10 protein-coding genes are annotated in these 14,234 nt (G+C 68.2%); 3 read left to right on the forward strand and 7 right to left on the reverse strand.

Translation table 11 applies throughout. The annotated features are described in order from the left end of the window. The first annotated feature begins 135 nt into the window (after positions 1-135). Positions 136-510, forward strand: coding sequence for a nuclear transport factor 2 family protein (locus G6N19_RS01730; protein ID WP_232062487.1), 375 nt, complete (start codon positions 136-138; stop codon positions 508-510). Between the two features lie 42 nt (positions 511-552). On the opposite strand, the gene G6N19_RS01735 is transcribed toward G6N19_RS01730, so the two are convergent. From G6N19_RS01735 to G6N19_RS01745, 3 genes are all read right to left on the reverse strand, one after another. Further along, complete coding sequence (locus G6N19_RS01735; RefSeq protein ID WP_163762311.1) at positions 553-1,152, reverse strand: DUF3060 domain-containing protein; 600 nt, start codon at positions 1,150-1,152, stop codon at positions 553-555. 73 nt (positions 1,153-1,225) lie between these two features. Beyond that, positions 1,226-2,965, reverse strand: coding sequence for an ABC transporter ATP-binding protein (locus G6N19_RS01740; RefSeq protein ID WP_193465659.1), 1,740 nt, complete (start codon positions 2,963-2,965; stop codon positions 1,226-1,228). Further along, positions 2,962-5,550: an ABC transporter ATP-binding protein/permease gene (locus tag G6N19_RS01745; RefSeq protein WP_193465660.1), complete on the reverse strand. Its 2,589-nt coding sequence runs from the start codon at positions 5,548-5,550 to the stop codon at positions 2,962-2,964. Before G6N19_RS01745 ends, G6N19_RS01740 begins: the two co-directional genes overlap by 4 nt. A gap of 125 nt (positions 5,551-5,675) precedes the next feature. On the opposite strand from G6N19_RS01745, the gene G6N19_RS01750 reads away from it, so the two are divergent. Beyond that, complete coding sequence (locus G6N19_RS01750; RefSeq protein WP_013828470.1) at positions 5,676-6,305, forward strand: GNAT family N-acetyltransferase; 630 nt, start codon at positions 5,676-5,678, stop codon at positions 6,303-6,305. On the opposite strand, the gene mbtN is transcribed toward G6N19_RS01750, so the two are convergent. The 3 genes from mbtN to G6N19_RS01765 are packed head-to-tail and all read right to left on the reverse strand — an operon-like array spanning position 6,266 to position 9,278. Beyond that, positions 6,266-7,432: a mycobactin biosynthesis acyl-ACP dehydrogenase MbtN gene (gene mbtN / locus G6N19_RS01755; RefSeq protein ID WP_041319723.1), complete on the reverse strand. Its 1,167-nt coding sequence runs from the start codon at positions 7,430-7,432 to the stop codon at positions 6,266-6,268. The two genes, G6N19_RS01750 and mbtN, sit on opposite strands and share 40 nt — an antisense overlap. A gap of 5 nt (positions 7,433-7,437) precedes the next feature. Further along, entirely contained in the window at positions 7,438-9,021 is a 1,584-nt protein-coding gene (gene mbtM, locus G6N19_RS01760; protein ID WP_193465661.1) for a long-chain-fatty acid--ACP ligase MbtM, read from the reverse strand. Next, positions 9,018-9,278, reverse strand: a complete 261-nt coding sequence (locus G6N19_RS01765; protein ID WP_193465662.1) for an acyl carrier protein — start codon at positions 9,276-9,278, stop codon at positions 9,018-9,020. The genes mbtM and G6N19_RS01765 overlap by 4 nt, the downstream gene beginning before the upstream one ends. 173 nt (positions 9,279-9,451) lie before the next feature. Between G6N19_RS01765 and G6N19_RS01770 the strand changes: the two genes are divergently transcribed. After that, the gene (locus G6N19_RS01770) at positions 9,452-10,384 is read left to right on the forward strand and encodes a hypothetical protein (protein WP_013828466.1); all 933 of its coding nucleotides are present in this window, start codon (positions 9,452-9,454) and stop codon (positions 10,382-10,384) included. Positions 10,385-10,663: 279 nt separating this feature from the next. Here G6N19_RS01770 and G6N19_RS01775 read toward each other — a convergent pair whose 3' ends face one another. Continuing rightward, the gene (locus tag G6N19_RS01775) at positions 10,664-14,191 is read right to left on the reverse strand and encodes a non-ribosomal peptide synthetase (protein WP_013828465.1); all 3,528 of its coding nucleotides are present in this window, start codon (positions 14,189-14,191) and stop codon (positions 10,664-10,666) included. Positions 14,192-14,234 lie beyond the last annotated feature (43 nt).

The raw sequence follows: 14,234 nt of genomic DNA on the forward strand, positions 1-14,234 counted from the left end.
TAGTAAAGGCTGCCCTAATTTCCCCGGGTAAGGTTACCCCCATCGCGGGCGGCCGGGAAATCCGGGCGAGCGCTCCGCCGCACGGAACGCGCGTTCGGCAACAGCGGGGCCGCCACGTGGGCCACACTCCTGCCCATGATGGATGTCCGCGCCACGATCGACACCTACCTGCGCGCCTGGATGCAGCAGGACCCAGACCTCATCGTCACGATCTTCACCGACGACGCGACCTACCACGAGCGGGTACTCCAGGAACCGATTCGCACTCGGGCCGGGATCCGCGACTATTGGCGGACCAAGGTCGTGGAAGGCCAAGCCGACATCGACGCCCGGCTGCTCAACCTCTACACCGCCACTGACGGCACCACGGTGATCGCCGAATGGGAAGCCACCTTCGATGACCGCGTCCAAGGGCAGCGCAAGCGGATGCGCGAAGTCGCCATTCTGGAGTTCGCCGGGGAGCAGATCGCCAGCCTGCGCGAATACTGGGCGTCAGACGTCATCGGCTGAGGGCGTCGGGCCGGATCGGATTCCACGGCCGGCCGAGCCGCCTCAACCACGTACGACGACGTTGTCGAACCCGGAGGTGCTCACCTCGGGATCCCCGAAGCGGTAGGTCACCCGGTTGTCGACACCGGATGTGGTGATCGCTGGGGTGAAGTCGACGGTGATGACGTTGCCGATGCCCGAGACGGTCAACCCCGCGCACCGGCCGGTGAGCGTGATCGTATTGCGGACGCCGCTCACCGAGACCTGGTTACCGGCGCATGCCAGGGTCTTGTCTTGCCCGGCGCCGGAGACGGTGATGGTGTCGGCGCGGCCAGGCGTCGGATTGGCCGGCGACGCCGAGGCGGGCGGCACCACCGGGACCGATCGCGATGGTGTCGGCGCCGCAGTGCTGGGCACGGTGGGGAACCCGGGCGTCGTACCGGTCGGGCCGCGGGAGATCAAGAACATCGCTGCGGCGGCGACCGTCACGAAGACCGCCGCCATCGCACGGACCGCGACGCCGATCCCGCGCCCGTTGCCTGCCGTCGGCGATACCTGCTCGGCGCCGGCCGAGGAGACGGTGACTTCGGCGGCTTTGGCGAAGTCCGACAGCGGGCGCTCCAGTTCCCGGATCCGGGCCTCGGGGTCGTCGTCGGCGCTCACCCTAGGAATGATCGCACAGGCGATCAATGGCGATGGCCCGCTGCGCCCGGCTCCGCCGTTCTTGCGGCCATCGCTAGCCGGCGTGGATGCGCCATCCGGAGGCATCGTTCTGTTGCCGCCAGAATTCGTCGAAACGCCCGCCGGCGCACTGCAATTCCTCGATCGTGCCGTCCTCGATGACCCGACCGTCGTCGAGGAACAGCACCCGGTCGGCTTGTGCGATGCTGGCCAGCCGGTGCGCGACGATCACTCGGGTGCGCGGCCGCAGCTCGGCGCTGAGCGCATCGACGACCGCGGCCTCGTTCTCGGTGTCCAGGGCACTGGTCGCTTCGTCGACCAGCAGCACCGGTGCGGGCTTGAGCAGGGCGCGAGCGATGCTGACCCGTTGGCGCTCGCCGCCGGACAGCGCCGCGCCGGCTTCTCCTACCCGCGTGTCGGTGCCGTCTGGCAGTCGGGCCACCAGCTCGTCGACCCGGGCCAGTTCGGTGGCCCGCTGGACAGACTCCTGATCGGCGTCGGGGTCTCCGACCAGGATGTTGTCCCGGATCGTGCCGTCCAGCAGGTAGGGATGCTGGAACACCATGGTGCTCGCCGCTCGGCGTGACAGCGCGTCGAGTTCGGCGGCGTCGGCCCCGTCCAGCAAGACCCGGCCGCCGGTCGGTTCGTGCAGACCGGCGATCAGGGCCAGGATGGTGCTCTTTCCCGACCCGGACGGCCCGACGATAGCGGTCGTGGTGCCCGGCTCCAGTGTGAAACTGACTCGGTCCAGCACCGGCTCGCCGCCCGACTCATAGCCGAAGGTGACGTTGTCGAACTCGATGCGGGGAGCCCCGGCACCACCGGGAAGCTCACGATCGCCGACCTGCAACGCCGGTGCGGTCAGCACGGCCCGGATCCGCTCCAGGCTGGCACGCGTCGATTCCAGTGCCGGTCCCAGCTCGCTGATGGTTGTGAAGGGTTCCAGGTAGCGGGCAGTCACAACGATGAGCGCAATCGCTTCCGGAACGCCCAGGGTGCCGCGCACGGTCAGCGCAGTGGTCGCGCCGGCGAGCAGGATCAATGCCCCCTGGCTGGCCAGGCTGAACAACAGCTGGCCGGGAATCTGCATGAGCAGCAGCCGCATTGCCGCGCCGTGCTGGGCGGTCAGGGCCGCACCGACGGTGCTGCGTTCGGGTTCGACCCGCCGCGCCGCGCGCAGTGCCTGCTGGGTGCGGGCGAACTCGATGATGCGCTCGGTCAGCGCGGTGTTGGCTTCTGCGGCGGCGACGTCGGCGCGGGCACTGAGCCGGTTGGCCGCCCACAGCGCCCCCAGCAGCAGCGGCACGCCGCCCAGGGCGGCCAGACCCAGCTGCCACGAGACGCCGAGCAGCGCCACCGCGATCGCCGGCGGCAGCAGGATGGCGCTGATCAGCGGGGTCAGCAGGTTGACGACCAGGCTGACCAGTTCGGGGCCGGTGGCCGCGATCGCCTGCCGCGCGGTGGCGGTGTTGTCGGCGGTGAACCAGTCCAGCCGGACCGCCGGCAGCCGGTCGGCGACATCGTGCTGGGTGTGATCGAGGACGGCGAACCCGACATCGAATCCGATTCGCGCGCACGCGAAGTCGATCAGCCAGCCGGCAATGGTCACCGCGGTCAGCCAGCCCAGCCAGCTCAGCGCACGGCTCGGGTCATCGGAGAACAGCGCGGCCACCAGTGGGACGAGCAAAACGGTGCCCACCGCCCGCGCCACCACCGACAGCAGCGTCAGCACGGTGTAGCCGACGAGCCGGCCGCGACGGTCTGGCGGAATCAGCCGGATCAGGGTGCGGATCACGGTGTCGCCTCCGCTCCGACGCCGACCGCCCGGCGCCCGGTCTCCCACAGCTGCAGATAGCGTCCCCCCGCTGCGAGCAGTTGGTCGTGGCGGCCTTGTTCGACGACGGCGCCGTGGTCGAGCACCACGATCTGATCCGCGCCGGTGACGGTGTGCAGCCGGTGGGCGATGACCAGCACGGTGCGGTCCTTGGTCAGCTGGTTCAGGGCTTGCTGCACCAGGTATTCCGATTCGGGGTCGGCGAAGGCGGTGGCCTCGTCGAGGATGAGCACGCCGGTGTCGGCGAGGATGGCGCGTGCGATGGTGAGCCGTTGGCGCTCACCGCCGGAGAGTGCCGCGGCGGCGCCGAGCACGGTGTCGTAGCCGTTGGGCAGCCGCAGGATCCGGTCGTGGATCTGGGCTTGGCGCGCAGCATGGTGCACCTGCTGGTCGGTGGCATCGGGCACCGCCAACGCGATGTTGTCGCGGACACTGCCGTGAACCAGCTGAGTCTCCTGCAACACGAACCCGACACGATGATAGAGGTCGTCAGCAGACAGGGACCGAATATCCTGTCCGTCAACGGTTATCGCGCCCTCCTGCACGTCATGGAAGCGGGCCAGCAGAGCGGCCAGCGTGGACTTGCCGGATCCTGACGGGCCGACCAGCGCGGTCACCGTGCCGGGCCGCAGCGTCAGCGACACATCGCGAATCACCGGCACACCCGGGCGGTAGCCGAAGCTGACCGCTTCGAAGCGCACCGTCCCGGCCGGCTGCGGATCCTCCACTGCCGGCGAAGCAGGCTCGGTCACGGCGAGTTCGGGTTCGTCCAGGGCGATCTGCAGGCGCCGGGCTGCCAGCATGCCGCCGCGGATTCCGCCGACGCCCAGGCCGATACCCAACAGCCGGGCACCGAAGGTGGTCCCCAGTAACAGGAACGGCAGCAGGCTCACCGGGTCCATCCGGCCGAGAACGATGAGCGGGGTCCCGGTCAGCATGATCAGCCACAGGAAGGTGGACGGGCGCGTGACCAGATCCATCAGCGTCTTCTTGCCGATAAAGGGCCGCTGCCAGTCCACCAGAAAATTGATGTACTCGTCGAGGCGGCGGCGGAAGCTCGAGGCCGCCGCCCCACCGAACACCCGGATCACCGGCTGCCCCTCCAAGTAGGTGCCGGCTTCGCCGTTCATCCGCTCGGCCCAGCGCTGCGCCTGACTGATCTTGGGACCCGACTGGGTCATCATCACCGACATCAGCACCAGGTAGATCAGCACCGGCACAAACAGCACGAGCGCCACCCGCCAGTCCACCACAAACAGGTAGACCAACACCGCGACCGGTGCCACGACCGCGGCGACGGCATCGGGGATGGCGTGGGTCACCAGATAGTGCAGCGACAGGGTGTCGTCGGCGACCAGTTGCTTGATCGAGCCGGATCCGCGCGCGGTGAACCAGCCCAGCGGCAGCCGAGACAGCTTGCTCAGCAATCGCGTACGCAGCGCGCTGGCAAAGCGGGCGTCGACCACATGCAGCCACAGCGTCAGCCCCGCCCCCAACAGCGTCCCCAGGCCGAGCAGCGAAACCGCGGCGATCGCGAGCGTCCACAGCCGCGACTCGTCGGCGCCGGCGACCAACAGCCTCGCCAGCTCCACCAGCAGCACGAAGGGTGCCAGCTGCAGCAGCGTGATCACCGCCTGCAGCACGCCGGAGACGATCAGCGGCGCCTTCAGCGGGGCGAGCAGCCGACCCGCAGCCTGGGCACGCCACGCCCCCTTGGTGTTGACGCTGCGCTCACCAGGCACCTCACTCGCACTTTTGTCTGGTGGCGGCAGAGTCAACGACGTTTCGGTGGGCCCGCGTTGAGTGCCCATGGCACGCCCGGCGGTCCAGTAGGCCTGCGCGTGGACCTCAGATTTGGGAAACCCGAACTCGTTGCGCAACCGGGTCCGCAGCGCCTTGAGCGTCGCGGCTTCGGGGGTGGCCCAGGCATACCAGTCCGACCAGTCGCGAGCCTCGATGGCTGCGGCCAGCGAACTCGCATCACGGCGGGGCACCCAGTGCACCCGCAGCCGGGGGTGCTCACGCAGCGGAATCAGCAGGTCGTCGTCGTGGTGCTGTTCGAGATAGAGCTCGATCGGTATCTCCGGCGCGACGGTCCCGATGATGCCGTTGATTCCGGGAATCGACGCCGAGTCCCCCATCAGCAGGTAGCCGGCGGGCTGGGCGTCGGCCTCAGGCGCCTCGAAGCGCGAGGAGCCCATCAGCGACACCGCCGCGATGGTGGCTCCGGGTTCCACGGCGCGGGCCCAGCGGCTGGCGGGCCCGGCCGGTTCGTGCAGCACCATGTCGATCGCGAAACGCCCGGTAGCGGCGTCGCCCTCGGCGATGGTGTAGGCGCGCTGGAATTCGGTGTCCGAGCCGTCCGGGTCGGGGAACCAGAACCGCAGCCAGGCCGCGGGTTCGACACTCGCCTCGGTGAACAGGGTCGGTGAGTGCATCCAGATGCGGATGAAGTGCGGGGTGATCCGGCTGGTCTCGAGCACCGTCACGACGTGGTCCCGGGCGCCGAAGCCCCTAAGTATCGCGCCCTGCAAACCGCGCGCCATCAAGGTCCTTTCGCCGACGGTTACCCGCCCCGCGGGGGTGGGGCCTGGCGCTGCCGCCCAGCCCGACCGAGGTTACCCTATCCTCACTTTGACGGACAGGGCCTCCGGTAGGCTAACGGTTCGTTATGACTGATGCCGCCGCCATCCTGCACCGCGAGCTGACCGACATATCCGACGAGGTTCGCCGCGTTCCTGCGCCCCCGATCCCAGTGCTGGCCGAGCCGTATGCGATCCGGGTGGCCGATCCGGATGCCGATGCGGAGCTGATGTCGGAGTGGATGAACCGGCCGCACCTGGCGGAAACCTGGGAGTCCGCCTGGCCGCCGGAACGCTGGCATCGGTACCTGAGCGCCCAGGTGGCCGGCAGTTTCACTCGGCCGCTCATCGTCAGCCGACACGGACGAGACTATGGCTATATCGAGTTGTACCGGGCCGCAAAAGATTCCATCGCCAAGTACTATGCCGCCGACCCGCACGATCTGGGCATGCACGGAGCCGTCGCCGATGCCGCGGTGGCCAATCGGGGCTTCGCGGCCATCCTGCTGCCGCGCGTCATGACAAGCGTGTTCGACCTCGAACCGCAGTGCCGGCGGATGATGTTCGAGCCCGAGTACCGCAATACGGCGATGCGTCGGCTGGCCGAGTATGTGGGCGGCACCTTCCTCGGCGAATACGACATGGGTTATCGCAAGATGGCGCTGTATGCGGTGCTGCGCTACCCCGACGACGACCCGCTGTCGAACAGCTCGTCGTAACCGTCATAGTCGGGTCGCATCCCGGCGGCCACCAACTCCCAGAGCACCTCGTCGGTACCGCCGCCGACGCGGGCCAGCTTCATGTCCCGCCACCAGCGCCCGATCGGGGTCTCGTCGACCAGGTAGCCCGAACCGCCGAAGATGTGCATACATTCGGAGAACACCTCTTCACCGAGCCGGGCGGCGGTGACCTTCATGGCCGCGGCGGTACGCAGATCGAGCCGCCCGTCGGCGGCGATGCCGTTGAGTGCGTGGCGGAGCAGATCGACACGGGCTTGCAGGTCAGCCACGCGCATCCGCAGCGCCTGGTGCTCGAACAGGGTGGCACCGAACTGTCGGCGGCGCATCATCCGGGCGTGCGTGAGCCCCAGCACCAGCTGACACGACGCGGCGACCTGCCCGGCGATCGACATGCGTTCATGGGCCAGCCCCCAGGAGATCGCGGCCAGGCCGGTACCCGGGCGGGCGATCAGGGCATCAGCGGGCACCCAGGTGTCGATATCGACCGCGGCGGTGTCCAGCGGTCCGGCCCCCACCTTGCGGTAGGGCTCGTTGACGTGCACCTGGGAAGTCGGGACCGCGATCACCAGGACGTTGCCGTGTCGGCTGTGCTCATCGTGGTCCATGCCGCGCGCCACCACCACGATGTGATCTGCGATCGGCGACAGCGACACGAACTTCTTGCGGCCGCGGACGTCGAACCCGTCTCGCGCGGAACGGACTTCGGTCTCGACGATCTGGAGGTCGGAGCCTCCGGACTCCTCAGAGGCTGCGATGCACAGCACCGCCTCGCCACGAATGGCCTGCTCGCAGATGTCCTTCAGGTATTCCGATCGCCCGAATCGGCGCAGGATCGCGATCGCGGAGTCATGCAGGCTCACCCCGACACCGATCCCGGCCGACCGCAGCTGTCCCAGTTTGAACGCCAGCGCCACCAGCTTGGCGACGTCGGGGTGCTGGCCGTTGCTCCATTTGCCGGCGAACACACCGCTGCGGCCTAGGTGTTCGATCAGGTCGCGCGGAAAACGCTCGGTGGCTTCGGCTTCGGCGGTCCAGTCGGCCACCTGCTGGCCGAACACCTCGTCCAGCAAGGCGCGATACGTGGCGATGTCGGGCCCGGCGGTCACGTCGGTCACTTCATCACCTCCAGGTTCCGTTTGACTTCCAGCCGCCGCAGCTTCCCCGACGATGTCCGCGGCAGCGAGCCCGGCGCCAGGAACACCACATCTGCGGGCACCACCCCGCACTGCGATGCCACCCGGGAGATCACGTCGGCGCGCGCGCCGGCCTCGTCGCGGCCGCGGAACTCCGCAGCGATCACCAGTCCCGCCCGGATCCCGGCTGTGCCGACCGCCACCACCGCGCCATCGCGGACGCCGCGCACCTCGGCGGCCACGCGCTCGATCTCGGTGGGAAACACGTTGCGTCCGGCGATCGAGATGATCTCTTTGGCACGGCCGCAGACCACCAGTCCGGCGTCGGTGAAGTAGCCGAGGTCGCCGGTGGCGAACCAGCCGTCCGGGTCCAACGCCGGCTGGTCGACATAGCCGGACATCATCGAGGTTCCGCGGATCTCGATCTCACCGACCTCGCGCTGCGACAGCTCCTCGTGACGTTCGGCTACCGGACTGATCCGGACCTGCATTCCGGGAATCGGTTCGCCGAGCACCGCATGCCTGCGCACCGCTGGCGCGTCATCGCTTGCCGCGCCGATGGTTTCGTCGTACTGCAGGCCGGTACCTGGCTGTGGTGCGGTCACCGCGCAGGTGGCCTCGGCCAGGCCGTAAGACGGCATGAGAGCACCGGGGGCGAGGCCGTATCTGCCGAGTTCGGCGACGAATCGCTCCAGTCCGGCACAGTCGACCGGCTCGCCCCCGTTGATCGCGACCCGCAGCCGGCCCAGGTCCACTTCGGGAACCCGACGGGCGTACTTGCCGATCACGCCGTAAGCGAAGTTGGGTGCGGCAGTCATGGTGGCCCGGCTGTCGTGCAGCCAGCTCAGCCAGCGAAACGGCGACGCGGCGAACGCCGCGGTGGGCGCCAGCCACAGCGCAGACCCGGTCAAGGCCGCGCTGAGCAGAAAGGTCAGCCCCATGTCGTGGTACAGCGGCAGCCAACTGCAGCCGGCGTCGGTCGCCGGGTCGACGCCGAGGTGCTCGGCCAGGCCGGAGACGTTGGCCAGCACCGCTGCCGGTGACAGCTGGGCGGTGCGGGGGGTGCCGGTGGAGCCTGCGGTGCCCTGCAGCACGGCCGGCACGTCCGGTGCGGCGGTCACCGGGGTGAAGGCGGTCGACGGCTCGATGGCGGCGGCGGTGACGTCGTGCACGGCGATGGCGGTGCCGGCCTCATCCAGCAGCTGCCGAGGTCCGCCGTGAGTGAAGACGGTGTCGACACCGATACCGCTGAACCGGTTTCGGGTCGCCTGGGCCCATTGCTGCGGATCGGAGCCGCGGACCGGTCCGGGCAGGATCGACACGCTGCGCCCGGCCAGCCAGGCGCCCTGGATCGCGGCGACCAGTTCGACGGTCGGCTCCCCGACCAGGCCCACCGCACCGGTGCGGCCGGTGTCGAGAATTCTCGACGCCACCCCCTGGGCGCGGGCGTGTACCTGCGCCCACGGGTGACGCTGCCAGCTGCCACTGGCCTGATCGAAGACCGCCAGGTCCTCATCCGAGGCGGTCATCGCCCTGGTCAGGGCGCCTGCCAGCACGCTCACGCGTCGGCGGGGGCTTTCGCCCGGATGGCGGCCTCGAGGTCTCCGACAGTGTCGCAGGTCAGCAGATCTTCCTCGGATAGTGCCACGCCCAGCCGATCCTCGATGGCGACCATGCCGATCGCGAAGGCCACCGAGTCCAGTCCGACTTCATCGACCAGCCGCGACTCCGGAGTCACCTTGGCCAGGTCGACATTCAGATCATCGCGGAGGATCTCCCGCAGCGCGACGCTGACGGCATCCGATGGCGAGGCACTCATGCCGAGGGACGCTACACCACCACCGGAAGTAAGGTTAGCCTTACCCTAGTTTGTGACGCTGGACACACGGTTAGGTAAGGCTTGCCTATCGGATAAAGATGTGTCTAAGGTAAGCCAGCGTTTACAAATACACAGGTACCTCATGCCAGTTGAGGTCACGATAAGGAGAAGCAATGCAGCTCGCTCTCGCCGCCGGCTCGACCGACCGCGGCCCCGAATCTCCCGCCCGGACCACCGGGCTCTTGGCCGCCGGGATCGCACTGGCCGGCGCCGGCATGCTCGCCGTCAGCCCGGTCGCCCCGCTGGCTCCTGCGGTCGTCCACCAGCCCGCCGTGGAGCTCACCGCGACCACGTCAGAGAACCTCGACTACATCATGGACCTGCTCAATGGCCCGAACCCGATCACCACGGCGCTGGGTGAGTTGTCCAGCTACTACGGCGAGGTCGCCCAGAACAGCTTCGACGGCGTGCAGGCCGGCCTCGAAATCATGTGGTCCGGGGGCGGTCGGGTCCTCGGCCTGGAGACCATGATCCCGCAGGTGATGGAATTCCTGCAGCAGGGTGACCTCACCAGTGCCTGGAACCTGATCAACAACGACTGGCTGTTCAATATGAACAACATCTTCCAGCCGCTCTTCGACCACATTCCGCGCGGTGAGGATGTCGAGGTCCCCGGCGTGATGGGCATCGGCGCCGACATGACCCATGTCTGGGCGAACGTGCAGGAGCTCTTCGGCGACTTCAGCTTCTGGAAGAGCACCGCCAAGTACCTGATGGAGCCGCTCACCGGCTTTGCATTCGCCTTGTCGGAGAATCTGAGCGGTGTGCCCGACGGCGTGGCACACGTGGCGCAGGACCCGTTCGACGCGTTGCTCAACGGTTACATCACCTGGGACTCGGAGACCGGCGAAGACACCGGCCAGTGGTGGGGGCTGCTCACCGAGCAGGGCACCTTCTCCTACTTCCTCGACGTGCTGCCCAGCCGGATCGCCGAGGCGTTGACCTCGACCATCCCAGTGGACGAGGTGGTGGACCCTGACGTCGGCGCCTCACTGGCAGACCCGAGCCTGTTCGACCTGGACTGGCTGACCGGCCTGTTCAACTAACTGCACACCGCCTGCGCGCACACGCAGGTACCGCCTCCTGCGCGAGCGTGCGTGTCTGCGGTAGACACGCCGGTGTTCACCGCGAATGCACGCACGCTCGCGCAGTGCGGATGCCGGGCTCGGGTAGCAGCTACCCGAGCCCGGCTCAATGCATTGCCGGCCCTTGGTGGCCGTTAACTCAATTCAGGTTTTCCGCGGTCGCTACAACGCAGCCACATCAGCGACGTCGCCTCAGCCGCACAGCTCAAGCCCAGGATCAGCCGGCACGGCTGAATCCCATCACTCGTTGGCCGAACCCGCATCGAGGGCCACCATGACGTCGGCCTCCGACATCGCCGCAACCTCGAGATACGCCTCGGCGACCGACTCCATTCGTCCGGTGTCACTTTCCCGGCCGATGAGTACCTCGGCCAGCGCAGCGACCGTCCGGGCAGCGAACATGTCTGACACCATCGTCCGCGGCGAATCGAGCCACACCCGGATCTCGGCCACGGCCTTCGTTGCAAGGACCGAATCACCGCCGAGCGAAAAGAAGTCGTCGTGGACATCCATGGCGTCACCATCACGGCCCAAGACCCCCGCGACGATATGACACAGCGCCCGCTCCAAGGTCGATCGCGGCCCGGTGACAGATCCTGTCGCGCCGCCGAGCTGGCCGAACTCCTGGTCAAGTCGGCAGGCAACGGCCGCACGGTCGATCTTGCCGCCATCGGTGAACGGGATTCGATCCACCGGCGAGATCCAACGCGGAATCATGTGCGCGGGAACGAGATCGATCAGCGCATCGCGAATCCGGCCTGCCGTCAAGCCCGAATCATCATCCACCCGGACCAGCGCCGCCAGCCCGTCTGAGCCACCCGCGGCGGGCAGTACCGCAGCCACCGCGGCATGGACGCCGGGAATTCTTCCCAGCGCGGCCTCAACCTCACCGAGTTCGACGCGGTAGCCGCTGATCTTGGTGCGGTGATCAGCGCGGCCGACGAATTCCAGCGTGCCGTCCGGCCAGTACCTGGCGAGGTCTCCGGTTCGGTACCAGCTGCGCGTCACACCGTGCAGCGGATACTCGACGAAGCGCTCCCCAGTGAGGTCGGGGCGACCGCGGTAGCCGCGGGCGATGCCGCGTCCGGTCACCCAGAGTTCGCCGATCACCCAATCCGGGCAATCGCTGCCGCTTTCGCTGACCACCCGGCAAGCCATGTTCGGCAACGGCACACCGTAGGGCACCGAGCTGCCGTTCGGCAGTAGACCCGCCGCCTCATCCACCTCGAAAATGGTGGCGTGCACCGCTGTTTCGGTGGCGCCACCCAACCCCGCGAAGCGGGCTCGGGGCGCCTGCAGCCGCAGCCGGCGGGCCAACTCCGGGCGCACCCAGTCCCCGCCGACGGCCACCGCCCGCAGCGACGACAACCGTCCATCACCGACCGCGAGCAGCATCTCGAGCCAGCCGGGCATGAAGTTGAGGGCGGTGACCCGGTGCGCGTGGATCAGGCTGGCCCAGGCATCGGGGTCACGGCGCTGGTCTTCGTCGACCACGACGATCGCCCCACCTGCACGCAGGTTGGCGAAGATGTCCGGCACCGACATGTCGGACTCCAACGTCGCCAGCGACAGCCAGCGGTCGCTCGCCCCGATGTCGAAATGCCGGAGCAGAAACTCGACGGTGTTCATCACGGCGTCGTGCGTGAGCTCCACGCCCTTGGGCTCTCCGGTGGAGCCCGAAGTGAACAGAACGTAGGCCAGCGCTTCGGGATCGCTTGCGACAGAGATCGATTCATCCGGGCTCGTCGGACCGGAAAGCACCTCGGCTAGGCGGAGCGCGGGCACCGACGACGGTGTCTGCTGCGCGCCGGACAACAGCGCCAAGCGGACCGATCCGGTCTGCAGTAGACGTTCCGCCCGCTCGCGGGGCTGGTCGGCACCGATGGGCAGATACACCGCCCCCGCGGCCAGGATCCCCAGCACCGCCGGCACCTGTTCGGCGTTCTTCGGTCCCAGCACCGCGATCGTGTCACCGGCCCGCACCCCCTCAGCGCGCAGGGCGGCGGCCACCGCCAGGGCCTGATCACGCAACTGCCGGTAGCTCAGATCGCCGGAACGGGCGAAGACCGCAGGAGCATCGGGCTGGCGCTCTGCCTGCCGAAAGAACCCAGTGTGCAGCGCCTCGCCGCTCGGGCCGGCGACCGTGCTGTTCACCGCCGCCCGCACGACACGCTGGGATTCGGGGACCTCCGGCGAATCGGGCGTCGTCCAGGCGTCTGGGTCGGCAAGCCGGTGCAGTTCATCGAGTTGGTGACCGAACATCGCGTCAACGACACCGGGCTGGAACGCCTCCTCACGGACGTCCCAGTTCACCAGCAGGCCGCCGCCCAGCGGTGTCACCTGAGCATCCAGCAACACCTGCGGCCCCTGGGAGATCGTCCACACCGGCGCGCCGAAGATCTCGGTCACCTCACCACCGAACAGATCACCTAGACCGAGCCCGCTGGTGAACACGAACGGGGCCAGCGTCTGGACACCGCGGTGGCGGCTCAGATCGCGCAGCACCGACAACCCGGAATAGCCGAGGTGACGGGCGCTGGAGTGCAGCGCCTGCTGTACTGCGACCGCCCGCGACAACGGGGAGTCCGCCTGCGTCAGATCGACATCGAGCATCAACGACGACGTGAAGTCGCCGACCAGCATGTCTACCTGCGGGTGGAACGGCTCACGGCCGAACATCGGCAGGTTCAGCAAGAACCGACGACTGGTGGACCATCGGGCCAATGTCCCGGCGTAAGACGCCGCGAACGCCATTGCCGGCGTGACGCCGTGGCTGCGGGCCGCAGCGAACAATGCCTCGCGGGCTGCTGCGTCGAACCAGTGCCAACGCCGAACGCTGCGTCGCGGATCGGACTGCTCAGATGTCGGGACGAGCGGCAACGAGGGGGGGCCGGGCAGGCTCGGTATCCGTTCGCTCCACCAGGGCTGATCCTGAGCTGACCGTGCCGCCTCCAGCCGGCTCATGGCGGCGCGATACTCCCGGTAGGTGTAGTCCAGCTGCGGCGGGGTTCCACCTGCGTACAGCACCGCGAGGTCGGACATGAATCTGCGGTAACTCACGGCATCACCCGCCTGCATGTCCAGATCGACATGCAGGCGCGTTCGCCCGCCCGGCAGCAGAGACAGGCTCAGCTCGAGCACCTCGCCGTCGAGCAGCTGGTGAGACTTGGCCTCGCGCGTCGCAAGCAGTTGCCGCTCGACGGCCTCGGCGTCCAGCTCGCGCAAGTCACTGATCTTGACCGGCAGCTCACGGTCTCCGATGCGTTGGGTGCCGTCGGACATGATCTCGACCCGCAACATCGGGTGGCGGACGGCCAGTTCGGCAGCCGCCGCGGCCAGGCGCCCGGGATCGACGCCGGTGCCGTCGAATTCGACGTACAGGTGTGCCGCAACCCCGCCGAGTTGCTGCTGGTCGTTTCGGCCCACCCAGTAGGCGTGTTGCAGCGGCGCAAGGGGGAACGGCGCCGCGGGGCCGCCGTGATCCGCGGACGAGGCGCCGCCGTCCGGCGCGGCGTCGAGCGCGTCGGCCCCCGGAGCGTGCGCGGCAACCAGGTCCGACCACGCCGCAACGGTGGGATCGGCCGCCAGGGTCGCGAAATCGACGTCGATCCCCCGTTTTCGCCAGCGGCCCGACAACGACATCATTCGGATCGAATCCAGGCCCGACGCGATCAGATCCTGCGCCGGATCAATGGTGTCTGGACTCACGCCAAGGAGTTCGGCGACCTCGTCACGAACCGACTGTGAAGGTGTCGCACCACCGCGCACGCCGTCTCCTTAAGTTAGTATAGGATGGCCTAACTTTACGAAG

Source organism: Mycobacterium novum (assembly GCF_010726505.1).
GTDB lineage: Bacteria > Actinomycetota > Actinomycetes > Mycobacteriales > Mycobacteriaceae > Mycobacterium > Mycobacterium algericum.